The organism is Gordonia sp. 135 (assembly GCF_009720185.1).
GTDB lineage: Bacteria > Actinomycetota > Actinomycetes > Mycobacteriales > Mycobacteriaceae > Gordonia > Gordonia alkanivorans.
This window is the reverse complement of record NZ_CP046257.1, coordinates 4,683,467-4,709,443: the sequence shown is the minus strand read 5'-3', so window position 1 is coordinate 4,709,443 and position 25,977 is coordinate 4,683,467. Positions and strand designations below refer to the sequence as shown.

Annotated in this window: 23 protein-coding genes; 13 read left to right on the top strand and 10 right to left on the bottom strand. The window is 68.3% G+C overall.

Going from position 1 to position 25,977, the window contains the following annotated elements; genetic code table 11:
* Nucleotides 1-236: 236 nt before the first annotated feature.
* Together GKZ92_RS21260 and GKZ92_RS21255 are read right to left on the bottom strand one after the other, a co-directional pair.
* A complete protein-coding gene (locus GKZ92_RS21260) occupies nt 237-1,094 on the bottom strand; it encodes an alpha/beta fold hydrolase (RefSeq protein ID WP_006357065.1) in 858 nt (285 codons plus the stop codon).
* Nucleotides 1,095-1,126: 32 nt separating this feature from the next.
* Entirely contained in the window at nt 1,127-1,447 is a 321-nt protein-coding gene (locus GKZ92_RS21255) for an ArsR/SmtB family transcription factor (RefSeq protein WP_006357066.1), read from the bottom strand.
* Nucleotides 1,448-1,540: 93 nt separating this feature from the next.
* On the opposite strand from GKZ92_RS21255, the gene GKZ92_RS21250 reads away from it, so the two are divergent.
* Genes GKZ92_RS21250 through GKZ92_RS21230 form a run of 5 tightly spaced genes read left to right on the top strand, consistent with a single transcriptional unit; the run spans nt 1,541 to nt 6,564 of the window.
* Nucleotides 1,541-3,172 (top strand): ABC transporter substrate-binding protein, encoded by a 1,632-nt coding sequence (locus tag GKZ92_RS21250; protein ID WP_155225628.1) that lies wholly within the window; start codon nt 1,541-1,543, stop codon nt 3,170-3,172.
* The gene (locus GKZ92_RS21245) at nt 3,127-4,245 is read left to right on the top strand and encodes an ABC transporter permease (protein WP_006357068.1); all 1,119 of its coding nucleotides are present in this window, start codon (nt 3,127-3,129) and stop codon (nt 4,243-4,245) included. The genes GKZ92_RS21250 and GKZ92_RS21245 overlap by 46 nt, the downstream gene beginning before the upstream one ends.
* The gene (locus tag GKZ92_RS21240; protein WP_006357069.1) at nt 4,242-5,108 is read left to right on the top strand and encodes an ABC transporter permease; all 867 of its coding nucleotides are present in this window, start codon (nt 4,242-4,244) and stop codon (nt 5,106-5,108) included. The genes GKZ92_RS21245 and GKZ92_RS21240 overlap by 4 nt, the downstream gene beginning before the upstream one ends.
* Entirely contained in the window at nt 5,105-5,956 is an 852-nt protein-coding gene (locus tag GKZ92_RS21235) for an ATP-binding cassette domain-containing protein (protein ID WP_006357070.1), read from the top strand. The genes GKZ92_RS21240 and GKZ92_RS21235 overlap by 4 nt, the downstream gene beginning before the upstream one ends.
* On the top strand, nt 5,953-6,564 hold the full coding sequence (locus GKZ92_RS21230) for an ABC transporter ATP-binding protein (protein WP_006357071.1): 612 nt from the start codon (nt 5,953-5,955) through the stop codon (nt 6,562-6,564). Before GKZ92_RS21235 ends, GKZ92_RS21230 begins: the two co-directional genes overlap by 4 nt.
* A gap of 120 nt (nt 6,565-6,684) precedes the next feature.
* Here GKZ92_RS21230 and GKZ92_RS21225 read toward each other — a convergent pair whose 3' ends face one another.
* Both GKZ92_RS21225 and GKZ92_RS21220 read right to left on the bottom strand, forming a co-directional pair.
* Nucleotides 6,685-7,641, bottom strand: coding sequence for a R2-like ligand-binding oxidase (locus tag GKZ92_RS21225; protein ID WP_035753747.1), 957 nt, complete (start codon nt 7,639-7,641; stop codon nt 6,685-6,687).
* A 101-nt stretch (nt 7,642-7,742) separates the two neighbouring features.
* Nucleotides 7,743-9,872 carry an MMPL family transporter gene (locus GKZ92_RS21220; RefSeq protein WP_035753748.1) on the bottom strand — a complete coding sequence of 710 codons (2,130 nt, stop codon included), beginning with the start codon at nt 9,870-9,872 and terminating at the stop codon, nt 7,743-7,745.
* 233 nt (nt 9,873-10,105) lie between these two features.
* Between GKZ92_RS21220 and GKZ92_RS21215 the strand changes: the two genes are divergently transcribed.
* Nucleotides 10,106-11,233, top strand: a complete 1,128-nt coding sequence (locus tag GKZ92_RS21215; RefSeq protein WP_006357074.1) for an NDMA-dependent alcohol dehydrogenase — start codon at nt 10,106-10,108, stop codon at nt 11,231-11,233.
* A gap of 34 nt (nt 11,234-11,267) precedes the next feature.
* Here the strand turns inward: GKZ92_RS21215 and GKZ92_RS21210 are convergent, their stop codons facing one another.
* Entirely contained in the window at nt 11,268-11,846 is a 579-nt protein-coding gene (locus GKZ92_RS21210) for a potassium channel family protein (protein ID WP_006357075.1), read from the bottom strand.
* On the bottom strand, nt 11,843-13,834 hold the full coding sequence (locus GKZ92_RS21205; protein ID WP_006357076.1) for a M13 family metallopeptidase: 1,992 nt from the start codon (nt 13,832-13,834) through the stop codon (nt 11,843-11,845). The genes GKZ92_RS21210 and GKZ92_RS21205 overlap by 4 nt, the downstream gene beginning before the upstream one ends.
* A gap of 85 nt (nt 13,835-13,919) precedes the next feature.
* On the opposite strand from GKZ92_RS21205, the gene GKZ92_RS21200 reads away from it, so the two are divergent.
* The 3 genes from GKZ92_RS21200 (at nt 13,920) to GKZ92_RS21190 (ending at nt 17,002) form a co-directional block, all read left to right on the top strand.
* On the top strand, nt 13,920-15,395 hold the full coding sequence (locus tag GKZ92_RS21200) for a dihydrolipoyl dehydrogenase family protein (RefSeq protein WP_006357077.1): 1,476 nt from the start codon (nt 13,920-13,922) through the stop codon (nt 15,393-15,395).
* 129 nt (nt 15,396-15,524) lie between these two features.
* Nucleotides 15,525-16,286: a FadR/GntR family transcriptional regulator gene (locus tag GKZ92_RS21195; RefSeq protein ID WP_035753749.1), complete on the top strand. Its 762-nt coding sequence runs from the start codon at nt 15,525-15,527 to the stop codon at nt 16,284-16,286.
* A complete protein-coding gene (locus GKZ92_RS21190) occupies nt 16,286-17,002 on the top strand; it encodes a sterol desaturase family protein (RefSeq protein ID WP_006357079.1) in 717 nt (238 codons plus the stop codon). Before GKZ92_RS21195 ends, GKZ92_RS21190 begins: the two co-directional genes overlap by 1 nt.
* 41 nt (nt 17,003-17,043) lie before the next feature.
* Here the strand turns inward: GKZ92_RS21190 and GKZ92_RS21185 are convergent, their stop codons facing one another.
* Nucleotides 17,044-17,805, bottom strand: coding sequence for a pirin family protein (locus tag GKZ92_RS21185; RefSeq protein WP_006357080.1), 762 nt, complete (start codon nt 17,803-17,805; stop codon nt 17,044-17,046).
* A gap of 188 nt (nt 17,806-17,993) precedes the next feature.
* Between GKZ92_RS21185 and GKZ92_RS21180 the strand changes: the two genes are divergently transcribed.
* Nucleotides 17,994-19,631: an NTF2-like N-terminal transpeptidase domain-containing protein gene (locus tag GKZ92_RS21180; protein ID WP_035753751.1), complete on the top strand. Its 1,638-nt coding sequence runs from the start codon at nt 17,994-17,996 to the stop codon at nt 19,629-19,631.
* Nucleotides 19,632-19,667: 36 nt separating this feature from the next.
* On the opposite strand, the gene GKZ92_RS21175 is transcribed toward GKZ92_RS21180, so the two are convergent.
* Nucleotides 19,668-20,117 (bottom strand): DUF3054 domain-containing protein, encoded by a 450-nt coding sequence (locus tag GKZ92_RS21175; protein ID WP_006357082.1) that lies wholly within the window; start codon nt 20,115-20,117, stop codon nt 19,668-19,670.
* A 6-nt stretch (nt 20,118-20,123) separates the two neighbouring features.
* Nucleotides 20,124-21,281, bottom strand: coding sequence for a lysylphosphatidylglycerol synthase transmembrane domain-containing protein (locus tag GKZ92_RS21170; RefSeq protein WP_006357083.1), 1,158 nt, complete (start codon nt 21,279-21,281; stop codon nt 20,124-20,126).
* Nucleotides 21,282-21,357: 76 nt separating this feature from the next.
* On the opposite strand from GKZ92_RS21170, the gene GKZ92_RS21165 reads away from it, so the two are divergent.
* The 3 genes from GKZ92_RS21165 to GKZ92_RS21155 are packed head-to-tail and all read left to right on the top strand — an operon-like array spanning nt 21,358 to nt 24,585.
* Nucleotides 21,358-22,638, top strand: coding sequence for an AI-2E family transporter (locus GKZ92_RS21165; RefSeq protein ID WP_006357084.1), 1,281 nt, complete (start codon nt 21,358-21,360; stop codon nt 22,636-22,638).
* Nucleotides 22,635-23,855: a MacS family sensor histidine kinase gene (gene macS / locus GKZ92_RS21160; protein ID WP_155225627.1), complete on the top strand. Its 1,221-nt coding sequence runs from the start codon at nt 22,635-22,637 to the stop codon at nt 23,853-23,855. Before GKZ92_RS21165 ends, macS begins: the two co-directional genes overlap by 4 nt.
* Nucleotides 23,856-23,889: 34 nt before the next feature.
* Nucleotides 23,890-24,585 (top strand): response regulator, encoded by a 696-nt coding sequence (locus GKZ92_RS21155; protein WP_006357086.1) that lies wholly within the window; start codon nt 23,890-23,892, stop codon nt 24,583-24,585.
* A gap of 42 nt (nt 24,586-24,627) precedes the next feature.
* Here the strand turns inward: GKZ92_RS21155 and GKZ92_RS21150 are convergent, their stop codons facing one another.
* Complete coding sequence (locus tag GKZ92_RS21150) at nt 24,628-25,974, bottom strand: MFS transporter (RefSeq protein ID WP_155225626.1); 1,347 nt, start codon at nt 25,972-25,974, stop codon at nt 24,628-24,630.
* Nucleotides 25,975-25,977: the final 3 nt, after the last annotated feature.

Below are 25,977 nucleotides of genomic sequence, written 5' to 3'. Positions count from 1 at the left end.
AGACCCGTTGCCATCAAGGTAGGCACCAGGATTCCGACGCGCAGGAACACGTCGCGGTACCCCGCTCCGGCCTGCTGGTCCTCGTGCCGAACGGGAACTATGCCAGCGAAGAGGATTCGGGGCAACGGATTATTCAGAGACATTCCCGCGGAACGGTTGCCTTCCGGCTTATCGAGCTCGATAAGCCGGAAGGAAACGGAACGGGTTGGAGGAGACGGCGCCGCGGGAACGAGCGGTCAGCGGGACAGGAAGGAAGTGACCGTCGCCTCGAAGGCCTCCTTGGCCTCGATCATCACCCAGTGGCCGCACTTCGGGAAGATGTGGAGCTCGGCGTCGGGGATGAGACGCATGGGGACCATCGCCATGTCGGGCGGGCTGACGCGGTCGTCGCGGCCCCATGTAAGCAGTGTCGGGCAGGCGACCTTGTGCATCGACGCCCAGTACGGCGGGGTGTCGGAGGCGGCCATGAACTGCTGCTGCATCTCGAAAGCCGCAGAGCCGTACATCATCTGGGCGGTCTTCTGGGCGTCGGGGTTGATGGCGGCTTCCCATCGTTCCGCGATGAGTTCCTCGGTGACCAGGGAACGGTCGAAGACCATCGAGTTCAGCCAGCGGACGAGCTTGTCCTTGTCGGGGGCGTCGGTGAACTCCTGCAGGAGTCGCAGGCCCTCGCTCGGGCTGGGGCTGAACACATTCGGGCCCACGCCGCCGATGGTGACGAGCTTCTCGACGCGGTCGGGCTTCTTGATCGCCAGGTTGACGCCGACGACGCCGCCCATCGAGTTGCCGATCATCGGGGCCTTGTCGATGCCGAGCGCATCCATGAACCGGATGACCGAGCCGCTGGCGGTGAGGACCGGGTGACCCTCGACCGCATCGCTGACGCCGAAGCCGGGGAATTCGATCACGTAGCAGTGGTGCGTTTGCGCGAAGTGCCCGAGGTTGCCCCGGTAGTTGCGCCAACCGGTGACACCGGGACCCGACCCGTGCAGCAGGATCAGTGGCGGCGCGTCGGCGTCACCCGCCTCGTGGTAGCGCAGGGTGCCCTGGTCGGTCGTCAGTTCCCGTTTGGTCGCATCGAAGGAGACATCCACGCGAATAGACTAGAACGTGTTCTAATCCGTTGTCACGGGTGTGCGTGATCGTGCCTGTGAACTGGGGTGATGTGACCCACTCCGATGATGTCGTGGAGGATGCGGTGCACGATCGCGTCGCCGACGACCTCGTAGTGGACCCTCCGGCCGACCTTCTCCGACCGGACCCAGCCCTGATCGCGGAGGGCGCGGATCGACTGCGAGGCCGCGTTCTCGGTGATGCCGATGGAGGCGGCGAGTTCGGCGACGGTGGAGCCGGGGTGGGCGTGCATCTCGGCGACGAGCCGCAGTCGCGTCGGGTCGCTGAGCAGTGTGAAACGTGCCGCCCATGAGTCCGCGTCGAAATCGGTCACTGGAGCCTCCTCTGCTCGTCCCGCCCCACGAATTACACCACCGGTCGAGATCGCCGGGGTCGAGTGGCGACAGTCGTATGTCTGGGAGAACATATGTCTGTGACGACACGTGTAGGCCGCCGGTCCCTCGGACGCCGCGGACGACCGGTGACCGTGTCGGTTGCCACGACGCTGCTCGCCGGATTCGTTCTCGCGGGATGCGCCGATGGGCAAGGCTCTCCGGAGTCGGATCAGATCGTGCTCGCCGAAAGCCAGGAGCTCGGACAGTTCAACCCGATGCTCGGCTACGGGCAGTCCGGGGTGTCGCCGATCTACGACGGACTGTTGGTGCCGGCCGCCGACGGCGACGACCGCATCCCCGATCTCGTACCGGCGCTGGCCGCGTCGAAGCCCGAACGCGTCGCACCGCGCACGTGGCGGATGCCGCTCAAGGACGGCGTCACCTTCTCCGACGGCAGTGCCTTCGACTCGGCCGACGTGGTCGCGACCTATCGCGCCGCTGTCGACCCGAAGGTCGCGTCGAGCATCTCGACCGACTTCGCCCCGATTGTCACCGTCGAATCCGACGGGCCGCAGGCGATCAGGCTGACCATGAACACCGACGCCGATCCCTCGCCGTACCTGCTGCTGGGCATCGTCCCGTCGGAGAAGGTGGAGACGGTGCCCGCCGCGCGGTGGGCGCTCAACACCGAACCAGTCGGGACAGGCCCGTATCGCCTAGAATCCCTCGACCCCGACCAGGCGGTCCTCGTCGCCCGCGACGACCGTCCGGAGCCGCCCGCGCTGCGCAAGATCGTCTACACACATGTCTCCGAGGACAATTCCCGTGCGCAGCGGGTGCAGGCCGGCGAGGCCGACGGGGCGAGCCTCCCGCCGCGACTCGCCGACGGGTTCGTCGATCGGCCCGGTGTCGACGTCGCCGTGGTGGCGTCGGCGGACTGGCGGGGCGTGTCGTTGCCGTCCGAGAACGCCTTCACCGCAGATCCTTCCGCGCGGCTGGCGATGAACGTCGGCGTCGATCGATCGGCGATCGTGGATGACGTCCTCGTCGGCAAGGGTGAGCCGGCCAGCACGCCGATCGCGAAAGTCTATGGAGACGCCTACGATTCCGACGCCCAGTTCGCCTACAACCGGTCACGAGCCGCGTCGATCCTCGACGATGCAGGCTGGCGGCCCGGGCCCGATGGCGTGCGTGTCCGCGACGGTGTTCGCGCATCCTTCGTGCTCCTCTACAACGCCGAGGACACCCTGCGTCGTGATCTGGCGGTGGCGTTCGCGGCGTCGATGAAGAGGATCGGGGTCGAGGTGCTGACGCGGGGCACCAGCTGGGACGAGATCGTCACCAAGATGGACACGGCGGGTGTGCTTCTCGGCGGTGGCGCGACCCCGTACAGCATTGACGCCCAGGTCTACGACGCCCTGCACACCCGTGTGCCGGGCTCCTCGCCCTACTCCAACCCCGGGAACTTCACGGCACCCGGTCTCGACGAATTGCTGGACGCGGCACGCGAATCAGCAGCGGGGCCGGAGAACGACGAACGGTACCGTCGCATCCAGCAGGTCTACGCCGCCCGGCCGTCGCAGGTCTTCCTCGCCTTCGTTCACCACGCCTATGTCGCGAGGAGTGTCGGATGGTCGCATGATGCGCCGATTCTCGAACCCCACTCGCACGGCGTGACGTGGGGGCCGTGGTGGAATCTGCCGTCCTGGACGCCGACGTCGTGACCACGCAGACCCGAGCGGCCACCGAGCCGGTCGCGGGTACCCCGCGTCCCGCCCCGGAAAGGCCCTTCGGCACAGTCGAACACACACGACGCCCCACTCGCTCCCGGACCGTCCTTCGACTCCTCGGACGTCGAATCCTGGTGATGATCCCCACGGTGCTTCTCGTGTCGCTGGGGGTGTTCGCGGTCGCCGCGGCCTCGCCGTTCGATCCGCTGACGGCGCACCTCGGCGACAATTACCAGTCGGCGACGCAGGCGCAGCGGGGTGCCGTGACGCAGGCATACGGACTCGATGACCACTGGTTCGCGGCCTGGTGGAAGTGGTGGGTCGCGGTGTTCCAGGGGGACCTGGGGTGGTCGTCGACCATGCGCCAGTCGGTGGCGGACGTGATCGGCCAAGGGCTCCCGTTCACCCTCGGAATGTCATTGGCGGCGTTGCTGTCTGCCGCGGCCGTCGCCATCGCTCTCGGCGCGGTCATCGGCATGCGGCGTGGTGGGCTCCTCGACCGCGCCTGCACGGCGCTCGCCGCGATACTCGCCGCCACCCCGCCGTTCGTGGTGTCCCTCGTGCTGGTCAGCGCATTCGCGGTGGGGCTCGGGTGGTTCCCGACGTCGGGCGCACGACGACCGGGTGACGACTATTCGTTCGACGGACTGATCACGCACGCGGTGTTGCCCTATCTGGCGCTGACGATCTCGATGATCCCGTGGCTGCTGTTGACGATGCGCTCGGCGGTCGTCGACGCGGCCGCTTCCGACGCGGTCCGGGGCGCCCGTGCCCGAGGTGTGGGCGGATGGACCTTGCTGCGCGGGCACGTCGTTCCGGTGTCGGTGTTGCCCACGCTGGCCCTGCTCGGGACACGGTCGCCCGAACTCATCGCGGGCGCCGCGATCGTCGAAACCGTCTTCGGCTGGCCGGGTCTCGCCGAGGCACTGGTCGATTCGGCAGTGGCACTCGACTTCTCACTTCTCGCGCCGTTGGCCGTCGGATCGGTTGTCCTCGTCCTGATCGGATCGGCATTGTCGGATGCGGCCGCGGTGTGGATTGACCCACGGATCGGGTTACGGGCATGACCGCGGTCTTCCAGCCGGCGTTGCGCGACGAGAACCGTTGGGCCACAGCGGCCGACCGGATCAAGACTGCCGCCCCGTGGATTGTTCTCGCCGTCATCGGAGTGCTCGCGGTCGGATGGCCGCTCATCGCGGGAGACCAGACCGCCGACTTCGCGCAGGCGTTGCGCGCCCCCGGCGACGGTGCACTGCTCGGCACCGACCATTCCGGGTACGACCTCGGGGTGCGCACCGCAGAGGGCCTGCGGATCTCGTTGCTGATCGCGCTGGCGTGCGCGGTCCTGGCCACGCTCCTCGGCGTGACGATCGGCATCGCGTCGGTGACGGCCGGGGGGTGGGTCGACGCGATCGTGATGCGCGTCGTCGACGGCGTCAACGCGTTACCGCACCTCGTCGTCGGCGTGGTGATCGCCGCGATGTGGCGCGGCGAGCCCGTTGCGATCATCGCCTCGATCGCGCTGACCCACTGGCCGGCCGTGGCACGGGTGGTTCGCGCCGAACTGCTCGAGGCGACCTCAGCGGGGTGGGTGGAGACCGCCCGGCTCGCCGGGGCGTCGCGGACGTTCGTCGCGACCCGCCACCTCCTGCCTGCGGTGTCGGGCCAGGTGCTGGTGGCGATGACGGTGCTTCTCCCGCACGCGGTGTGGCATGAGACGACGCTGTCGTTCCTCGGCGTCGGCCTCTCTCCGGACGCTGCGAGCCTGGGCACGCTCCTCGGGCAGGCCCGCGGCGACGTCATCACCGGCGCCTGGTGGACGCTGGTGGTACCCGGTGTGGCGCTCATCGTCACCGCGCTCGCGTGCTCGGGCGCTGCGGCCTCGCTGCGTCGGGCCACGCTGCCGCCGAGCGGGGAGGTGTGGCGTTGAGCGCTCGTCTCGACGGGGTGACCGTCGACGTCGCAGTCCGACGCCGCGAACGGGTACGGGTACTCGACGACGTGACCCTGGAACTGCCTGCCGGGTCGATGACGGCGCTCGTCGGCGAGTCGGGTTGCGGGAAGTCGATGGTCGCGGCCTCGCTTTGCGGACTGCTCCCACCTGGGTCGAGCGTGACGGGGCGACTCTCGTTGGGCGACGACTCTTTCAGCGGGGAGGAGATCAGTGGACGCGACCCACGCTGGCGAGAACTGCGTGGTCGCCGGGTCGGGTTGGTCCCCCAGTCGGCGGCGACGTCGTTCACGCCGGTGCGCACGCTCGGCTCTCAGCTCCACGAGGTGATCGCCGGCCTTGACGGCGCGCGCGACGCCGTCGAGCTGTGTCACGCTGTCCATCTCGATCCCGATGCGTTGGAGCTGTACCCCCACGAACTGTCCGGCGGTATGGCGCAGCGTGCCGCCATCGCCGCAGCCCTGGCCGGCGATCCGCAGGTGCTGGTCGCCGACGAGCCGACCTCCGCTCTGGACCCCGAACTCGCCGCCGCCATCTGGGACCTCCTGGCGGCTACCGCCCGACGCGGAGCCGCAGTACTGGTGATCACCCATGACACGGAGACGCTGAGGGGGGGCCTTCGTGACGCGTCCTCCGCAAGCTCCGGACGCTCCTCAGGGGGCGAGGGGTTGGGTGTCGCCGCAAGGGTGGGGGTTCGTTCAGGGGGCGAGGGGTTGGCCGGGGTCGCGGTCATGCGCGCCGGCCGGGTCGTCGAGCATCGCCCAGCCGCCGACCTCGCTACGTCCGATGACGAGTACGTCGCCGCCTTCTTCGAGCCGGTCTCATGACGGCGACGCTCGTCGGCAGCGGCCTGACCGCGAGTTTCGGCGATCGTGAGGTGTTCACCGGCCTCGACATCGCGGCGCACGCAGGATCGATCACCGGCGTCGTTGGACGGTCGGGAACCGGTAAGACGACGCTGCTGCGCATCCTCGCCGGTCTCGCCGAGCCCGCAGCAGGCAGCGTGGAGCAGCGCGGTGTGGACCCACGCCCGGGGAACATCGGGTTACTCGCGCAGCATCCCCGCGTGGTCGCGAACCCACGATGGACGTTGCGACGGATCGTTGCCGAACCCGCCGCGATCGTGCGACGGAACTGTGACGTCGAGGCGATCGCCGGCCGCGTGGGCCTCGACCCCGCTCTGCTCGACCGCTTCCCGTCACAGGTCTCCGACGGTCAGCTCCAGCGCGCCTGCGTCGGCCGCCTGCTGGTGCAGGCTCCACGGTTCGTGCTGTGCGACGAACCGACCGCGATGCTCGATCCCATCTCGGCGCGGGCGGTGATCGGACTACTTCAGGAGCTGGTCGACGACGGTGCGGGAATGGTCCTGGTCAGCCACCAGCGTCGGCTCGTCGGCGCGCGGAGCGATCAGATCATCGACCTGGACCCGTCGTGACGGGCGGTCGGCTCGCAATTCCGGCCCCCTGAGCGCCGTCCGAGGGCACATTGCCCTCGAACCACGCTGAGAGGGACGGAAATCACCACGGCGTCGAGGTCCTTGGCGGAGGGACGTGACCTACATCTGCAACCGCGCCGCGTCGTCCTCGCCCATGGCGTCTTCGAGAACCTCGGGGGAGTAGTCGACGTCGATGTCGGCGACCGAGCGGCCGCGGGCGGATTCGATCGCGGAGAGTCGGCGTTGGGCGCGGTCGGCGGCGTAGGTGAGGAACTCGTTGTTGTCGAGGCCGAAGGGTTGCTCGTCGAACTGCTGGTTGACCCAGTCGATCATGCCGAGCGCCAGGGGGAGGAGCTCGTCCATCCGCTCGCCGACGGTGGCCCACAGCGAGTCGTCGGCGGCGACGTGTCGGCGGCAGGTGAAGGTGCCCCACGCCATGTGGCGACGCTCGTCGTCGCTGATGAACCGGATCAGCTTCTGCATGCCGGGGAAGATGTCGAAGCGGGTGCAGACCTTCTGCCAGGCGTGATACCCCGTCAGCGCCAGGCTGCCCTCGATGACGTGGTTGTAGGTGACACTGGCGCGGATCTGGTTGCGCGGGGACGCGTCGTGCTCCAGAGCGTGCAGAGATTCTGGCAATTCCTCGTAGAACAGCCGGCGATAGAAGGGGTTCTCCGCGACGAAGGCCTGGAGATCGCCGCGCAGGCCGACGGAGTCCATCCACATCCGGAAGACCTGGGTGTGTTTGGCCTCTTCGAAGCAGAACTGGGTCAGGTACATCTCGTCGCCGAAGCGACCCTCGGTGGCCATCGCCTTCATGAACGGCTGGATGTCCTCGGTGACCGCTTCCTCGCCCGCGATGAACTGACTCACGAGATAGGTTGCGCTGCGGCGCTGCTCGTCGTTCAGCTCCACCCAGTCCTGGGCGTCGCGCGAGAAGTCGATCGCCAACGGGTCCCAGAACCGTGAGTTCCCTTTGATGAAGAGACGCAACGGGAATGAGTCCCAGTTGAGACCTCCCGGCCGCAATGACGTGAAGTCTTGGCGGCCCTCTTCCTTGTGCTCGATAAGGGTCATGAGATCACCAGCCACTGACGGGGAATATGCGAATACCCGACGCTAACCCTTTACTGCGCGAACGGCATCAGGTTCAGCGAATTCGCTTGTCGTAGCTGATGTTACGCCTTGTCGAGGACCGGCTCCCGGGCCGCGTCCGGATCTTGTTTCATCGTGAGGGCGCTGGGCCACCAGATCTTGCGGCCGATGTCGAGGGTCAGGGCGGGAACCAGAAGCGTGCGCACGATGAGGGTGTCGATGAGGACACCGAACGCGACCAGGAACGCCACCTGTGCGAGGAACAGCAGCGGGATCACGGCGAGTGCCGCGAACGTCGCCGCCAGCACGACACCGGCCGAGGTGATGACACCGCCGGTCGCGGTGAGACCGCGGATCATGCCGATCCGGGTCCCGTGCCGCAGCGCCTCCTCGCGCACCCGGGTCATCAGGAAGATGTTGTAGTCGATGCCGAGCGCCACGAGGAACACGAAGGCGAACAGCGGGACCACCGGATCGGCGCCGGGGAAGCCGAACGGGCCGTTGAACAGCAGCGCCGCCACGCCCAGCGTGGTCGCGAACGACAGCACCGTGGTCGCCAGCAGGATCGCCGGTGCCAGGATGCTGCGGAGCAGCGCGACCAGTACGAGGAACACCACGATCAGGACGATCGGGATGATCAGGTTGCGGTCGTGGATCGACGTCTCGCGAGTGTCGAGATCGATGGCGGTGGTGCCGCCGACCAGCGCGTCGGCGTTCGGGACGGAGTCCACCGCCGATCGGATGTCGGTGACGGTCTCCTGGGCGGCAAGCGACTCCGCGTTGTCGGTCAGCGTCGCGGTGATCGCGACCTTGCCGTCGACGACCTTCGGGGCGTCGCCCTCGGTGATCAGTTCGGCGTTGGCCACGCCGTCGGTCGCACGAACCGCCTCGAGAACCGCGGTTCCGGCGGCCTGATCGGCGATGACGTAGGTGGGCGTGCCGCTGCCGGCGTCGAAGTGCTTCGCCTGGATCTCGGCGCCCTCCACGGACTCGACCGAGCCCATGAAGAAGTCGGTCGAGGCGATGCCGTCGGCCTTGAAGGTGGGGGCGAACGCCGCGCCGATGAGCAGCACGATCAGCGTGCCGGCCCAGATGGCGCGCGGCTTGGAGGCGACGGTGTCCGCGATGCGCTTCCACAGGCGGTGGGTGGCACCGCTGTCGGCCGAGGTCTCGGGGGCGTACTTGGGGCGAAGCGGCCAGAACGCGGAGCGGCCGAGGAGCGCGAGCGCGGCGGGCAGGAAGGTCATCGACGCCAGGAACGATGCGACGATGCCGATCGCGGCGACCGGGCCGAGGCTCTTGTTGGAGTTCAGATCGGACAGCAGCAGACACAGGACACCGGCGATGACTGTTCCCGCCGACGCCGCGACCGGCTCGATCGTGGCGCGCCACGCCTGCCGGAGCGCCGCGTATTTGTCCTCGGTCGCGATCAGTTCCTCGCGATACCGGGACACGAGCAGCAGCGCGTAGTCCGTCGCCGCGCCGAACACCAGGATGAACAGGATGCCCTGGCTCTGACCGTTGAGGTCGAGAACGCCCTGCTTGGTCAGGAAGTAGACGAGCCCCGACGCGAGTCCGAGGGCGAAGACCGCGGAGATGACCACCACGAACGGCAGGATCGGGCTGCGGTAGACGACGATCAGGATCAGGATCACGACGGCGCCCGCGACCAGTAGCAGCAGCCCGTCGATGCCGGCGAAGGCCTCGCCGAGGTCGGCGACCTGGCCCGCTGGGCCGGTGACCGCGACCGTCAGGCCGTCGGGGGCGTTCGCCAGTTTGTCGCGCAGGATCTCGACCGTGTCGGCGGGTTCGCCGGCGCTCTGGATCGGGACGAAGACCTGCGCGGCCTGGCCGTCCTGCGACGGGATGGGCGGGGAGACCGCCGGACCGAAACCGGGCGTGCCGGCCAGGTCGGAGGTGGTGGTGCGCAGGAACTCGAGGTCGCCGGGGGTGATCCCGCTCGAGCGTTCGGCGATGACGATGCCAGGGATCTCGTCGGTGTCCTGGAAGTCGGCCAGAAGGTTCTGAACCTGCGTCGACTCGGCCGAGGCGGGAAGGAACGAGCTGTTGTCGTTGCTCGCGACGCTCGCGAGCTTGCCGGCGAAGGGTCCCGTGATCCCGCCGACGATCAGCCAGGCGAGGAGTAGGAGCGCGGGGATCAGCCAGCGGAGCTTGCGGGTGGGACGGGGACTCGAAACGGTCTTGTCCGGCATGGGGCCATCGTTCCATGTGTTGCTCTCACGTGCCGACAAGGGGCTCGAGGACGGTCGCATGCAACCGATTCGACGCCGAGCACGTGCCGGATGGCCGCCGCGCAAACACACGGCACGGATCGCGTGAAATGGCTGCGGCAACCGAGTGCGTGGACCAACATGTGAGCTACGTCGCGTAAGTAGACGGCGATATCTGACGCCCTGTCTCGGGGCGGCACGAGCGAGGAGTACATGTGAAGACCAAGGGTGCAGTTCTCCGGAATCCGGGTGAGAAGTGGCAGATCGAGGAATTCGAGCTCGGCGACCCGGTGGCAGGCGAAGTCCAGGTGAAGCTCGTCAGCTCGGGTCTCTGCCACAGCGATCATCACCTCCGCACCGGTGACAGTCCGGCACCGATGCCGGTGCTGGGAGGTCACGAAGGTGCCGGTGTGGTGACCAAGGTCGGCCCGGGCGTCTCGAACTTCAAGGAAGGCGACCACGTCGTGACCGCGTTCATCCCGGCGTGCGGCACCTGCGAACCCTGTTCGCGGGGCCAGCAGAACATCTGCGACGAGGGTGCGCGTCTGCTGACCGGCCTCGCGATTTCCGACGACACGAACCGCGCGCACACACACGACGGGCTCCCGCTCGTGCAGATGTGCATGCTCGGCACCTTCGCGCCGTACATCACCGTCAACCAGGCATCGGTGGTGAAGATCGAGGACGACATCCCGCTCCAGGCCGCGGCACTCCTCGGATGCGGTGTGGCGACCGGTTGGGGATCGGCGGTCGAGATCGGTGGCACCCACGCCGGCGACACCGTGATCGTCGTCGGCATCGGCGGTGTCGGCATCAACGCGATCCAGGGTGCGGCCGCCGCCGGCGCCCGGCACGTGATCGCCGTCGACCCGGTGCCGTTCAAGCTGCAGATGGCCGAGAAACTCGGTGCGACACACACCTTCCCGTCGATGGAGGCGGCACTCGAGGCGATCGGCGACATCACCTGGGGCAAGATGGCCAACACCACCATCCTCACCGTCGGTGAGATCGACGGCTCGATGATCGCGCCCGCTCTGGCCCTCACCGGCAAGGGCGGACAGGTCGTCGTCGTGGGTATGGGCAACTTCCAGGCGATGGACGCCCAGATGAACCTGTTCGACCTCACGCTCATGCAGAAGCGGGTGCAGGGTGCGATCTTCGGCGGCGCGAGCCCGCGGACCCAGGTCCCGGCCCTGCTCAACGAATACCGCGCGGGCAAACTCAACCTCGACGACCTGGTGACCAACACCTACCGGCTCGACCAGATCAACGAGGCCTACGACGACATGCTGGCGGGCAACAACATTCGCGGCATGATCGTCTACGGGGAAGACGACTACTGATCGCTCCGACGACACGCGAATCGACGACGCCAGGTCACCCCGCGGTGGCCTGGCGTCGCTGATTGATCAGCAGGTTGAGGAATCGCAACCCCAGGCCGAGGAGCACCAGGGTGCTGGCCATCTGGATCGACACCGCTACCCGGGCGCCCTGTGAATCCGCGGCGATGTCGCCGAAGCCCGTCGTGGTGAACACCGTCAGGCAGAAATACAGGGCGTCCACGCGGGTGAGGTACTCGTTGAAGCTGCCCGGATCGTATTCGGAGAACAGGTAGTACGTGGCGGCGAAGGCGACGACATAAAAGGTCGCCAGGGCGACCAACATCTCCATCGCGGTCGCGATCGGATGGATCGACCGGGCGAACCTGCGGACCTCCCAGACGCAGAACGACACGAGCAGGGTCGCGCCGAGCAGCATGCCGAGGACGTTGAGGTCGCTGTTCTTGTTGATCGGCAGCAGAAAGTACCCGGCCAGCAGCACGACGGCGGCGCCGATGGGCCGGAGGAGCGCGACCGTCAGCTCGCGGCCCTTCGCCAGGACGAGGGCATCCCGCGACCCCGGTACCGGCGGCGGGGCGCCGTCATGCGGGCCGCGGGCGCCGGATGCCTCGCTCACCAGATCCGAACCCGCTGCTCTTGTTCGAGATACAGGTCGTCGCCGGGCTTCACGTCGAAGGCCTCGTAGAACGCATCCATGTTGCGCACGACGCCGTTGCAGCGGAACTCCGGCGGCGAATGCGGATCGATGGACAGGCGGCGGATCGCCTCGGCGTCGCGGGTCTTGGTGCGCCAGATCTGCGCCCAGCTGAAGAAGACTCGCTGCGTACCCGTCAGCCCGTCGATCACCGGGGGTTCGGTGCCTTCATTGGCGATCTCATAGGCAACCAGCGCGATCGACAGCCCGCCGAGGTCGCCGATGTTCTCACCGATGGTGAAGTCGCCGTTGACCTTGTGCTCCGGGTCGAGGCCCGTCGGGGTGAACTCGCCGTACTGATCGATGAGTTTACGTGTGCGGGAGGAGAACTCGGTGCGGTCGAGGTCCGTCCACCAGTCGACGAGGTTTCCGTCGCCGTCGTACTTCGCGCCCTGGTCGTCGAACCCGTGGCCGATCTCGTGGCCGATGACCGCGCCGATGCCGCCGTAGTTGACCGCGTCGTCGGCCTCGGGATCGAAGAACGGCGGCTGCAGGATGGCCGCGGGGAAGACGATCTCGTTCATGCCCGGGTTGTAGTAGGCGTTGACCGTCTGCGGGGTCATGAACCATTCGTCGTGATCGACCGGTCCGCCGATCTTGGCGAACTCGCGGTCCTGCTCGAACGACGATGCGCGCGCGACGTTCCCGATGAGATCGCCACGGTCGACGCTCAGTGCGCTGTAGTCGCGCCACTTGGCCGGGTAGCCGATCTTCGGGGTGAACTTCTCGAGTTTCGCGAGGGCCTTCTCCCGGGTGTCCGGGGTCATCCACGGGAGTTCGGAGATGTTGCGGCGATAAGCCTTCACCAGGTTGGCGATCAACTCGTCCATCCGGGCCTTGGCCTCCGGCGGGAAGTGTTTGGCCACATAGAGTTTGCCGACCGCGAAGCCCATCGCGCCCTCGACGAACCCGACGCCGCGCTTCCAGCGGTCGCGGATGGTCTCCGCGCCGGTCAGCGTGCGGCCGTAGAAATCGAAGTTCTCGTCGACGAAGTCCGACGACAGGTACGACGCCGCGGAGCGGAGGAGGCGCCACGTCAGCCAGGTCTTCCACTCGTCCAGCGGACGCGAGGCGATGAGTGCCGACGCCCCGGACACGAACGAGGGTTGGGCGACGACGACCTCGGCGAAGGTCGGATCACCAGTGGTGCCCAGGCCGCCCAACCACTCGCCGATCGGGAAACCGTCTGCGGCGGATGAGAATTCGTCCAGCGTCATCAGGTTGTAGGTGAGTTCGGCGTCGCGGCGCTTCACCACGTCCCAGTGCTCGGCCGCGATGGCGGTCTCGAGGTCGAGGATGGTGGCGGCGCGGGTGGCCGCATCGTCGAACCCGGCGAGGGCGAACATCCGCTCCACATGCGCCATGTAGGCGGTGCGGGTCTCCGCGTGCTTGTCCTCGCGGTAGTACGACTCGTCGGGCAAGCCGAGCCCGGACTGGGTGACGTGCACCAGATAGCGGTCGGACTTCTTGGCGTCGGTGTCGACGTAGTAGCCGAACAGTCCGCCGGCGCCGTGACGCTGGAGCCGGCCGATGCGCCGGGCGAGTGCGTCCACCGAGTCGATGGCGGCGATCTTCTCGAGCTCGCCGGTGATCGGGCCGATGCCGAGCGCCTCGATGTGGTCGGTGTCCATGAACGACGCGTAGAGGTCGCCGATCTTCTGTGCGTCGGAGCCGCTCGCGGGGCTCGACTTCGCACACTCGGTGATGATGTCGCGAACGTTCTCCTCGGAGTTGTCGCGCAGCACGTGGAACGCTCCGTCGACGGAACGGTCGTCGGGGATGACGTGCGACTCCAACCACTTGCCGTTGACGTGGGCGAACAGATCGTCCTGGATGCGGACGGAATCGTCGACCCACTCGAGGTCGAGTCCGGACTTGAGATCGGTATTCGAAGCAGTCACGCGCTCCATCCTGTCACCGGATGGGCGATCCGTCAGCAGCGTTCGGTACCGGCGAAATCGCGCGAGGTCCCGCGCAGGTCCCTACGGTGGATCCATGGTGGGAGAAACCAGCTACGACGTCGTCGTGATCGGCGGCGGGCCGGTGGGCGAGAACGCCGCAGACTATGCGATACGGGGCAGCGATCGCACCGCCGCGATCGTCGAACACGAACTGCTGGGCGGGGAGTGCTCCTACTGGGCGTGCATGCCGTCCAAGGCGCTGCTCGGCCCCGGGAACGCTCTCGGCGAGGCGCGATCGCTGGGCGGATCCCGGGAACGGGCGTCGGCGTCGAACCCGGAACCCTCCGGCGTGCTCGAGTGGCGCGACACGGTCACCGGCCGGCTGGACGACAGCTCGGCACATCGGGGCGGGGCGACGCACGACGACGCCGGTCAGGTGCGGTGGGCCAACGGTGCCGGTATCGAGGTGATCCGCGGCCATGGCCGGCTCGTCGGCGAGAAGCAGGTCCGAGTCGGTGACCAACTGCTGACCGCGCGCGAGGCGGTGGTCATCGCCACCGGAAGCACCGCCTCCGTCCCGCCGATCCCGGGACTGCGCGAGGCGCTGCCGTGGACGTCGCGCGACGCGACCAACATCCTCGAGATCCCGGAGCGGGTGGTGGTGCTCGGCGGCGGGGTCGTGGCCTGCGAGGCCGCGACGTGGCTGCTCGACCTCGGCGTGCGCGGCCTCGTGATGGCGATCCGCGGGGACCGGCTGCTGCCACGGATGGAACCCTTTGCCGGAGAACGGGTTGCCGACGCGCTGCGGGCGCGCGGCGCCGACCTCCGCTTCGGGACGACGATCGAGGCGGTCGACCGGCCCGATGCCACTGGCTCGGGATACGGGCGACTGCACGGCGGCCCGGCGGTCGTCCGGCTCACCGGCGACGGTGCGGGTGAGCTCACCGTCGACGAGATCCTGGTTGCGGCCGGACGGTCGCCGGCGACAACCGATGTGGGTCTCGACGCGCTCGGACTGACGGCCGAGGGGCCGCTGGGGGTCGACGATCACCTCACCGTGCCGGGCCACCCCTGGCTCTACTCGGTCGGAGATGTCAACGGCCGCAATGCGCTGACCCACATGGGTAAGTATCAGGCGCGGGTCGCCGGTGACGTCATCGCCGCGCGGGCCGAGGGCCGGGAACTCGACGACATCAGGTACGTCGCCGGTTCCGACCATGCCGCGGTGCCGCAGGTGGTGTTCACCCGACCGGAGATCTCGTCGGTCGGGCTGACCCGGGAGCAGGCCGCCGACGCCGGGATCGACGTGCGGGTCGCCGAGGGTGAGATCTCGGTGGCCGGGTCGTATCTGCTGGGGCCGGACTACTCGGGGTACGCGTCCGTGGTCGTCGACGCGACGCGGGATGTCCTCCTCGGCGCGACCTTCGTCGGACCGCAGACCGGTGAACTCGTGCACTCGGCGACGGTCGCGATCGTCGGAGAGGTTCCGCTTGCGCGGTTGTGGCACGCGGTCCCGTCGTATCCGACGGTCAGCGAGGTGTGGCTGCGGCTCCTCGATCAGCTGCGCTGACCTCGCAGAATCGCGACTTCATCACGGATTCGCGACGTCGAGACAGCGCGGCCACGTGCAGCGCTTCCGACCAGGCGAAATTGGTCTGACCACTTGACCACCTGACCGAGCGTGGTTACCGTCACACGTATGCCCTTCGAGCCGGTGACCCAGCAGAGCGCACCCGAGATCGTCTTCGACCAGATCGTCGAAGGCGTGCTGTCCGGCGATCTGGCTGCCGGCGAGGCGCTCCCCAGCGAGCGGGAACTGGCGCGGATGCTGGGGGTCTCCCGGCCGACGGTGCGCGAGGCTCTCAAGCGAGTCGCAGCGGCCGGCCTGGTCACCATCCGCCAGGGCGACGGCGCGCGCATCCAGGACATCGCCCGCACGGGCGGACTCGACCTGCTGCCGAGGCTGCTCCTCCGCGGCGGGGCGCTCGTGCCCGGCGTCGCGCGGTCGATCATCGAGGCGCGTGCCGCCGTCGGACCGGAGGTCGCCCGCCTCGCGGCGCGGCGTGCCACCGACAACGATCTCGTCGCGATCAGAGCGGTCCTCGATCATCTCGCCGCCGAGTCGGACCCGATCGGCCAGCAGGTCGCCGCCCTCGAGTTCTGGAGCGCCGTTGTCGACGCGGGCGACTCGATCGCCTTCCGGCTCATGTACAACTCGCTGCGCGCCGCCTACGAGCCCGCTGTCCCCGCTCTCGCCGGGGTCCTGGAACCCGAGGTCGGGAACATCGAGGGCTACCGGGCGCTCGTCGACACCATCGCCGCGCACGAACCCGAACGGGCCGAGGTCGCGGCCAGAGCTCTGCTCGAACCCGCGACGGCGACTCTGCTCGCAGTGTGCGAGGCACTCGAGAACGCCGAGACCGACCAGAAAACCGACACCAAACAGGGAGAGGGACACTGATGTCCGCCGACGAGATCGACATCCGGGCACGCCGACAGGTGGCCGCCGAGGAACGACGCATGCGATCGCGGCACTCGATGTCGTTGCGCGACGCCTTCGCCGAGTTCCTCAGGCACCCGTCGCCGTGGATCATGGCGGCTTTCCTCGTCGCCGCGCTGGTGGCACGAGTGTGGTTGGGCGGCTGGGGTCTCGCCGACCTGATCGTCCCCGTCGTCATGGTCGCGAGCTTCCCGCTGGTGGAGTGGCTGATCCACGTGTTCGTCCTGCATTGGCGCCCCAAGCGGCTGGGGCCGATCACCATCGATCCGCTCGTCTCGCGCAAACACCGGGAGCATCATCACAACCCCCGCAACATCCCGCTCATCTTCATCCCATGGCAGGTGCTGATCGTCGTGATCGTCGCCGCGCTCGTCGTCGGACTGCTGGTCTTCACCAGCGTCGAGCGGGGACTCACGTTCCTCGTCGTACTTCCGGCGATCGGCCTGGTCTACGAGTGGACGCACTACCTGATCCACTCCGACTACCGGCCGCGACACGCGTTCTACCGCCGACTCTGGCGCAACCACCGGTTCCACCACTACCGCAACGAGCACTACTGGTTCACGGTCACCACCGCCGGGACCGCCGACCGGTTGCTCCGGACCTACCCCGACCCGGACACCGTTGAGAAGTCGCCGACGGCGAAGGATCTGCACGCGCTGTCGCGGACGGAGTAGGACAGGGCTTCGACACGGCTCGTCGCAAGCTCCTCGCCCACTCAGCCGGCGGAGGAACCCCCGAGCCCTGTCGCCATCGACCAGACGAGGATCTCGGCGCCGGCGCCGGAGGTGATCGACATCAGTTCGGCGTCGACGGCGCGCACGGCGTCCCCGGCGTTCAAGGCGGCGGATTCCCCCTCGACGGTGGCCTCTGCCTGGCCCTCGACAACGAACAGGTGTGTGAAGCGGGCAGTCGGGAGTTCGACCGTCCCGCCGGGGCTCAGCCGAGCGGCAAAGAGGGTGGCGCCGGCGTTGGCGACCGAGATCGCGGCCCCACGGTCGGGGTCACCGGAGGCGACCGGGACCAGCTCGCCGGCCGCCAGTCGGTCGGCGACGTCGGCCTGGTCGTAGGACGGAGCGAGTCCATGCCGGTCGGGCATGAGCCACATCTGCACGTAGCGCACCGGTTCGGTCCCGGAACCCGGTAGCCCGGGCCAGGAGTCGTTGCGCTCGGAGTGTTCGACGCCGGTGCCGGCACTCATCCGTTGCACGAGACCCGGATAGAGCACGCCCGAGTGCCCGGCCGAATCGCGGTGCACGAGCGTCCCGGAGACCACCCAGGTGACGATCTCGCTCTCCTGATGGTGGTGGAGTTCGAAGCCCTCGCCGGGCGCCACCTGTTCGTCGTTGAACGCGAGGAGGGCGCCGAAGTGGGTGTTGTCGGGATCATAGTGATCGCCGAAGGAGAACCCATGCCGCGAGGTGAGCCAGTCGGTCGTCGTGACCATGCGATCGTCGCCGGGGATCACCGTGAAAGCCATGGGTCCATCATCGCAGTCGGACGACTCGGGCCGGGGTCCGGTTTGCCGCGGTTTCGTGAACGGAACCACCCCCGGCCGTCAGCTGTGGCGCGAAGATTGCGGGACGAGACGCGTTCGTGACCGGCTTGATTCCCGAATGGAAGCTGGGAGCGTCGATTTCGAGTGTTACAAGAGTGAAAATTGTCGTCATGAAGATCTGGGTCAAGCGCGCAACGTCCGCCGCTTGTGCCGCGGTCGCCTGTGCCGTCGTTGTGAGCTCCTGTTCGCTCACCGGAACGTCCAACACCGGTGCCGCCGCCGCCATCGACGCTTTCGCCACCGCGCTGAGCCGCCAGGACGCCGGCGGTGCCGCGCAGTTCACGACGGCCCCTGGTCAAGCCGGTGAGAGTCTGACCACGACGCTGAAAGAGATGTCGGCACAACGGATCGACGTCGACATCGAGAAACCCGTCGAGTACAGCGACGGCACCGCGACCTTCGCCCTGACCACCAAGTGGAACTGGGACAAGGGGCGCGTCTACGAGGCGAACAGCGAGGGAACCGCGCGGAAGCTGTCGTCCGGGTGGAAGGTCACCTGGGATCCGGCGGTCCTGCATCCCGGCCTCGGTGCCGGCGGCCACCTCCGCGAGATCCGCACCGACGCGACACCCGCGCCGTCGGTGCGCAGCTGGTCGGGCAAGGTCTTCATGTACCTCCAGCCGGTCAACGAAATCGTCATCGACCCTGCACAAACCCGCGATCTGGCGGCCACGACGCGAGCGCTGGCCGGCGTGATCGCGCCGATCGCGCCGCTGATCACCCCCGCGGTCATCGGCGAGAAGCTGGCCGAGACGCCGGGTAAGCCGGTCATCGCCGTCACGCTGCGCGATCCCGACATGCAGGTTCTCGCCGGCGACCCCGGGCGGGTGCCCGGTGTGAGCGTCAACCGCACGGACAAACTCGTGATGGCCGACCGTCGGTTGTCGTCGCCGCTCGAGGACGGCCTGACCAACTACTGGCAGGCGATCCGCGATGCCACGGCCGGCTGGCAGGTCGAGATGGTCAACCCGGGCCTCCGGCCGCGCCGCCTCGCCGGTGAACAGGGGCCGCCCGGACCGGATGTGTTGTCGACCGTCGATCAGGGTGTGCAGCTGACCCTCGGCGACGCTGCGGTCGAGGTGGGGCAGCCGGCCACGATCCTGACCCTCGACGCGCAGAGCGGCGCCATCCTGGGCATGGCGCAGAACACCTATGCGGTCGAGCGTGGCATCGAGATCGATCGGGCCTACCCGGTCGGCTCGACGCTGAACCCGGTCTTCGACGAGGTCGGGCGCATCGCCGGGCCGCAACCCGAGAAGGCGGAGACGTTGCTCGACCGCCTCGGTCTCGGTGTCCAGTTCACTGTGCCGGGGGCCAGTGTTCCCACGCCGGGCCAGCCCGGGATCGCGACCATCGGCTACCGCCCGGGCCAGACCAACATGTCGATGACCAACATGGGTGCGTTCGGCGTCGCACTGGCACGCGCCGCGGCGGGACAGCCGTCATCGGTGGCGCCGTTCGTCCTGAAGAACGTGCCCACCAAGGTCGCCGGTGGTGAGCTCGGCGGCCTCGACCCCGCGCTCGTCGGTCCGATCCTGAAGGCGATGACCACCACCGCGGCCACCGGAGACGCCAGCGACCTCACCCGTGCACCCGGCTTGAAGGCGCTCGTCGGGACCAACGGCCCGGAAGGCCCCGGCTGGTTCGTCGGTGTCCAGGGCGGTCAGGTCGTCGTGATCTACACCGAGGGGCCGAAGTCGGGCACCGCTGCGCTCCAGGTGGCGCAGAAGTACTTCACCATCAAGTAGGCGCGAACACCGGCAGTCCGAGACGCCGGCGAGGGGTCAGCGGGTGGCGGCGCGGCGGCCCAGGTAGGCGAAGACCGCGCGCCACCCGAGCAGGAACAGCGCCAGCGTCACGGTCGCGACGATGACGAAGCTGACCGCCACACCCTGGCTGAGGATGAACCGCAGGATCATCGCGACGGTCACCGTGCAGAACCAGATGACGATCCCGACCGGCACGACGCGGTCGGGCCGGAAGTCGTGGCCGAAGAAGTCGCTGGACCGCACGTGGGCGTACACGTAGGTGATCGACCAGCCGGCCGCACATCCGACCAGGAACGGCCACAGCGTGTGCAGGAAGGCGGCCGGTGCGTACCCCTCTTCGTGGCTGGCCCGGCCGATCACCACGAAGATCGTGATGGCCACCGCGTCGAACAGGGCGGCGACCGGTCCGGTCGCGGTCCCCCGCACCGGCGAGGTCCCCTCCTCGGCGGGGTTCGGGATCGACATGGTGGATTACCGTACCGGGTCCGGCGGCGGATCAGTGTCGGACCCTTGACCGGGTTCCGTACCGGAGGAGTCCTCGCGCGCGGCCGCGTCGACGTCGCGCTCCACCTCGTCGATGAAGGTGTCGTCGCGCCTGATCCGGTTGCGGAACATGAGCGCGATGACGACCCAGCCGACCGCCGCGACGAACACGTAGCTGATGATGCGGTAGATCAGGACGGCGGTGATCGCGTCGGCGGCGGGCATCCCGGCACTGGTGAGGGCCGGGACCAGCACGGCGTCGACTACCCCGATCCCGCCCGGGAGCAGCGGGATCGCCGTACCGACGGCCTTGCCCGCCGCGTAGGCGACCATCAGTCCCGCGATGCTCGGATGTGCGTCGACGGCCCAGCAGGCGAACATCAGACAGGCGACGTCGGCGACCCAGTTGAACAGGCTCCAACCGAAAGCGATGGAGGTGTCGCGCTTGGTGAGCTGGACCGCCCGGAGCTGTTCCAGCAGCTCGAGGAGCTTCTCGGTGCCGTGATCGTCGGGCTTGTTGCGGATCTGGTTGGTCCACCCCAGCATCCGGATGCCGGTGCTCTTCAACGATTCGGGATGGCTCGCGAGGTACTGCAGGACGACGGCGACGGCGAGCAGCCCGGCCACCGAGAAGACGACCGAGAACGGGCTGGTCTTGGCGCCGGCGAGCAGTGCGCCGCCGAAGCCGAGAACCGCGAGTCCGACACCCGCGAGCAGACCCGACATCACGACCTGCCACGACGCGACGACCGGGGTCGCGCCCCACTTGCGGGTCTCGCGGTAGGTGAAGGCCGGGGCGAGCACCTGGCCGCCCGGCATCGTCTGGCTCAGCGAGTTGGCGGCGAGGATGACCGAGAGCGACTTCCACTGCGTCACCCGGACGCCGGCCGAGCGCAACAGCGCACGCTGGACCTGAGCAAAGCTGTCCATCGACAGCATCGCGGCCACGACGCAGGCGAACACCCAGTGCCATTTGATCTCGCCGATGCGTAGCCACGCGCCCTTCAACTCGGGCCAGATCAGCACGATCTCGACACCGAGGATCACCAGGACGACGGCAAGGAGGACCCAGCGCACCCACCAGAAGCGGGGACGGGAGGCGGGGCGGGCGGTCACGTCCCCCGGCGAGCCAACATCCTCCGACATAGGTGACACCCTAGGCCAGGGTGTACTCCAGCATGTCCACCACCGTCGGGTGACTCCACTGTCTACTGTTGCTCTCGTGAGCGAAGCCGAACCGGCCGGTCGGCCGTCCGTTGCCCCCGACCTCGCGTCCCTCGACCGTGCCAGGGTCCACCCGCAGGTGCGGGCCGCCGCGGAATGGGCGTGGCGACTGCTCCTGCTCCTCGTCACCGCTTACGTCGCCGCGAAGCTGTTCGTGGAGTTCGAAGAGGTCCTGGTCCCGGTCGCGCTGGCGATCCTCGTGGCGGCGATGCTCGTGCCCGCGGTCGACGCCCTCGACCGTCGCGGGGTGCCGCGATCGCTGGCGGTGCTCCTCAACATCCTCCTGGCCCTGGGCTTCATCGCCGGGGTCATGACCTTCGTGGTGCGCGAGTTCATGCGCGGCGTCCCGCAGTTGGTCGAAGAGGTCAGCGCCACCGTGGAACGCACCAAGTCGTGGTTGATCGAGGGGCCGCTCGATCTCGACCCCGAGCAGGTTCGCAACGCGGGCACCGACATCCTCGACTTCCTGCAGCACAACCAGGACCGGGTCACCAGCGGTGCGCTCGCGACCGCCACCACGGCGAGCGAGATCATCACCGGTGCTCTGCTCACCCTCTTCCTCCTCATCTTCTTCCTCTACGGCGGCGGCCAGATCTGGCGGTTCTCGACCGGCGTCGTGCCCGACGGAAGTCGCGATCGGGTGTGGCGAGCGGGGATCGCCGGGTTCGGAACGCTCGTCGGCTATGTCCGGGCAACGGTCGCCGTGGCCTTCGTCGATGCCTGTGGAATCGGCGTCGGCCTCGCGATCCTCCAGGTGCCGCTCGCGCTTCCGCTGGCGTCGCTGGTGTTCCTGGGAGCGTTCATCCCGATCGTCGGTGCGCTGCTGAGCGGTTCGCTGGCCGTGCTGGTCGCCCTGATCACCCAGGGCTGGATCGCGGCGGTCGTGGCACTCGCGATCGTGGTCGGCGTGATGCAGCTCGAAAGCCATGTGCTGCAGCCGTTCCTGCTGGGCCGTTCGGTCCGGTTGCATCCGGTCGCGGTGGTCCTGGGCATCGCCGCGGGCCTGGTCTCGGCGGGGATCATCGGCGGCTTGCTGGCGGTGCCGCTGATCGCCTTCCTCAACACCGCGATTCGGCACCTGAAGGGCACCTCGGACGCCCACGCCGCTTCCGAGGCGGTCACCGGCGGGTACGTCGCCGAACCCAGTGAACCCGTGTGGGACACCGCCGATCCCGATGCGACCGCGGACGTGCTGGCCGAAGGCGGGACGACGGCGGACGGAGAGACCCCGAAATCGGCCGAGCCCGAGTCGAAACCGCAGGACCCCGGGACGTCATGAGCGCGCAGCCGTCGGCGCGGTGGGTCGCGCAGATGCGGGACACCGAGGCGGGCCGGTTGGCCCGCGCCGCCGACGTCGATCCGGTCGGCCCACTATGGCGTGGTGCGCAGATCTTCCGGCTCCTGTCCTATCTCTACGCGCTCGGCTTCCAGCTGGCGATCAACGACGACCTGGAACATCGGGCCGTCGCGTGGGCGCTCTTCGGTCTGCTGACCGTCTGGACGGCGGTCAGCGGCGTCGGGTACTTCGTCGGCTTCGCCCGCAACCGCTACTGGGTGAGCGTCGAGGTCGTCGTAGTCTGCGGCCTGATGCTGTCCACCTCGTATGTCGCCGACGCCGATTGGGCGTGGAACAACCAGACCTGGCCGACGACGCTGTGGGCCACCAACGCGGTCATCTCGGTGGCGATCCTGTCGGGACCGGTCGGCGGGATCGTCGCCGGACTCGTCGTCGGGGGAACGAGCACGTTCGTCAAGGGCGAGCTGAACCTGAACTTCGGACGCAACGCCACGATCATCGTGATCGTCGCGACCGGTATGGCAGTGGGGCTGGCCGCGGCGAATGCCCGGCGCTCCCATGAGAAGCTCTCGGCGGCAGCACGAATCGCGGCGGCAGCCGAGGAACGCGAACGCCTGTCGCGCGAGGTGCACGACGGAGTGTTACAGGTGCTCGCACTCATCGCCCGGCGCGGACGTGAGATCGGCGGGCCCACCGCAGAACTGGCTTCGCTCGCCGCCGAACAGGAACGGGCTCTGCGCCGATTGATCTCCGACGGCGACGCGAGCCCGGAATCCGTGCTCGACGGCGCAGGAGGAACCGCCGACGTCGACCTCGCGGCCGCCCTGCGGGTCTTCGCCGACGACCGGGTCTCGGTGAGCGCACCCGCCGACCCCGTTCCGGTACCGGCTCACATCGGGCAGGAGATCCGCGCCGCGGTGGTCAACGCCCTCGACAACACCCACCACCACGCGGGTCCCGGAGCGCGGGCCTACATCCTGGTGGAGGATCTCGGGGACGACGTGGTGGTGAGTGTGCGCGACGACGGCGTCGGGATCGGTGAGGGCCGGTTGGCGCAAGCGGTGTCGCAAGGCCGTCTCGGTGTCGCGAAATCCATTGTCGGACGGATCGAGTCGCTGGGTGGCAGGGCCGTCCTCGACACCGAACCCGATGGCGGGACCGAGTGGGAGTTCACCGTTCCGCGGCAGCTGGGCCGGTAGGACCGAGGGTCGGCGGGACTGATGGGAGAGACGGATGGGCACGGTCGAATCGGAGGGTGGGCGCATGGTGGACGGTGAGGCCGGACGGCTGCGGATCATGGTCGTCGACGATCACCCGATCTGGCGCGACGCGGTCGCCCGAGATCTCGCCGACGAGGGCTTCGACGTGGTCGCCACCGCCGACGGGGTGGCCAGTGCGGGCCGACGTGCCGCCGCGGTCACGCCGGACGTCGTGCTGATGGACATGCAACTCCCCGACGGCTCCGGCGCCGATGCGACCGCGGAGGTGCTCGAGGTCTCGCCGCGCACCCGCATCCTCGTGCTGTCGGCCTCCGGGGAGCGCGACGACGTTCTCGAGGCCGTGAAGGCCGGGGCGAGTGGATATCTCGTGAAGTCGTCATCACGTGAGGAGCTGGTGTCCGCGGTCCGTGCGACCGCCGACGGACAGGCGGTCTTCACACCCGGACTCGCCGGCCTCGTCCTCGGCGAGTACCGCCGGATGTCGCAGCAGCCGGATGCCTCCCCGGCGACGCCGGTACTGACCGAGCGGGAGACCGAGGTTCTACGACTCGTGGCGAAAGGGTTGAGCGCCAAACAGATCGCCCGGCGATTGTCCCTCAGCCACCGCACGGTCGAGAACCACGTCCAGGCCACGCTCCGTAAGTTGCAGTTGGGCAATCGGGTGGAGCTGACCCGCTACGTCATCGAGCACGGCCTGGAGGAGGACTGAGTCCTCGTCCCGACCGTCCGTCGAACCTGTTGTGCCTGGCGACTATTCGGTGGCAGCGAGCGCGGTCGGCAGGACCGGCGTCGGCGGCGCCTCCCTCGGTGTGACCACCAGCAGCGTGGCCGCCGCGCCGACCAGCGCGATGCCGGCAAACAGGTAGAACGCCGTGCCCGACGAGATCCCGGCGCCGATCAGCAGACCGCCGACGGCCGGACCGACGATCCCACCCAGGCGGCCGAAGCCGGCACACCAGGCGACACCCGCGCCGCGGGCCTCGGTCGGATAGAAGTTCGACACGAAACCGTAGATCAGCACCTGGGTTCCGATGGTGCCCGTGCCGGCGACCGCGACCGCGGCGAGCAGGATCGGCAGCGGCAGACCGAAGGTCAGGCACACGAGCGCAAAGGTGGCCAGGCAGAACGATGTCGCGACCACCTGCTGCGGGCCGCGGCGATCGGCGAACCGGGCGGCGATCAGGCCGCCGACGATGGCGCCGCCGTTGAGGACCAGCAGGAACGACAGCGATCCCTTCGCATCGAATCCGTTCGCCTTCATGATCTGCGGAAGCCAGGTGTTCAGGCCGTAGGTCAAGAGCAGTCCGACGAAGCTCATCATTCCCAGAAGCATTGTGGGAACAGCGAATCGGCGCGTGGCGAGGGCGGCGAAGCCGAGTTTCGCGGGCACGGATTCCGGCGCGATGCCGAGATGGCGTGCGCGCAGATCGACGGGAATACCGGTGTGCGTACTGATCCGACGGGCCTCTTCGTACCGTCCGCGTGCCGCGAGCCACTGCGGGGACTCGGGCATCTTGAGCACCGCCAGCGGAAGGAGCGTGACGAGGGGCAGTGCTCCGATCCAGAACAGACCGCGCCACCCGATGTGATCGGCGAGCAGCATCGCCAGCACCGAGGCGAGGACACCGCCCGCCGGGACCCCGCTGTAGACCATGGCGTTGAACAGGTTTCGCTTGGAGGTCGGCGCGAACTCGGCGACCATCGCCCCCGCGGTCGCGACCAGGCCGCCGATGCCGATACCGGTGAGACAGCGCAGGATTCCGAACGAGACGAGGTCGGTCGCGAGCGCGGTGAACGCCATGCCGACCGAGAACCACACGATGTTGAACAACATCATCCGGCGCCGGCCGACCCGGTCGCCGAACGCTCCGGCCGCCAGGGCGCCGATCATCACGCCGACGAGGGCGTAGGAACCGAGAGCGCCGGCGGTGGCCGGGGTGAGACTGCCCAGTTGTCCCGGGTCCTCGAGCAGCGTGGGCAGGACCGTGCCGTAGACGACGAGGTCGTAGCCGTCGAAGACGATCGCGACGGCGGCGAGGGTGACGATCCAGAGCACACTGCGACGGTGCTCCGGAGACGTCCAGGTCGAAGAGTCCATGCG

What these genes read in the sequence shown, in the direction of transcription:
- GKZ92_RS21240 (WP_006357069.1), top strand. Translation starts at nt 4,242, where the DNA reads ATGACCGCGGTCTTCCAGCCGGCGTTGCGCGACGAGAACCGTTGGGCC.
- macS (WP_155225627.1), top strand. Translation starts at nt 22,635, where the DNA reads ATGAGCGCGCAGCCGTCGGCGCGGTGGGTCGCGCAGATGCGGGACACC.
- GKZ92_RS21230 (WP_006357071.1), top strand. Translation starts at nt 5,953, where the DNA reads ATGACGGCGACGCTCGTCGGCAGCGGCCTGACCGCGAGTTTCGGCGAT.
- GKZ92_RS21200 (WP_006357077.1), top strand. Translation starts at nt 13,920, where the DNA reads ATGGTGGGAGAAACCAGCTACGACGTCGTCGTGATCGGCGGCGGGCCG.
- GKZ92_RS21170 (WP_006357083.1), bottom strand. Translation starts at nt 21,281, where the DNA reads ATGTCGGAGGATGTTGGCTCGCCGGGGGACGTGACCGCCCGCCCCGCC.
- GKZ92_RS21180 (WP_035753751.1), top strand. Translation starts at nt 17,994, where the DNA reads ATGAAGATCTGGGTCAAGCGCGCAACGTCCGCCGCTTGTGCCGCGGTC.
- GKZ92_RS21190 (WP_006357079.1), top strand. Translation starts at nt 16,286, where the DNA reads ATGTCCGCCGACGAGATCGACATCCGGGCACGCCGACAGGTGGCCGCC.
- GKZ92_RS21185 (WP_006357080.1), bottom strand. Translation starts at nt 17,805, where the DNA reads ATGGCTTTCACGGTGATCCCCGGCGACGATCGCATGGTCACGACGACC.
- GKZ92_RS21205 (WP_006357076.1), bottom strand. Translation starts at nt 13,834, where the DNA reads ATGGAGCGCGTGACTGCTTCGAATACCGATCTCAAGTCCGGACTCGAC.
- GKZ92_RS21220 (WP_035753748.1), bottom strand. Translation starts at nt 9,872, where the DNA reads ATGCCGGACAAGACCGTTTCGAGTCCCCGTCCCACCCGCAAGCTCCGC.
- GKZ92_RS21155 (WP_006357086.1), top strand. Translation starts at nt 23,890, where the DNA reads ATGGGCACGGTCGAATCGGAGGGTGGGCGCATGGTGGACGGTGAGGCC.
- GKZ92_RS21150 (WP_155225626.1), bottom strand. Translation starts at nt 25,974, where the DNA reads ATGGACTCTTCGACCTGGACGTCTCCGGAGCACCGTCGCAGTGTGCTC.
- GKZ92_RS21225 (WP_035753747.1), bottom strand. Translation starts at nt 7,641, where the DNA reads ATGACCCTTATCGAGCACAAGGAAGAGGGCCGCCAAGACTTCACGTCA.
- GKZ92_RS21195 (WP_035753749.1), top strand. Translation starts at nt 15,525, where the DNA reads ATGCCCTTCGAGCCGGTGACCCAGCAGAGCGCACCCGAGATCGTCTTC.
- GKZ92_RS21175 (WP_006357082.1), bottom strand. Translation starts at nt 20,117, where the DNA reads ATGTCGATCCCGAACCCCGCCGAGGAGGGGACCTCGCCGGTGCGGGGG.
- GKZ92_RS21250 (WP_155225628.1), top strand. Translation starts at nt 1,541, where the DNA reads ATGTCTGTGACGACACGTGTAGGCCGCCGGTCCCTCGGACGCCGCGGA.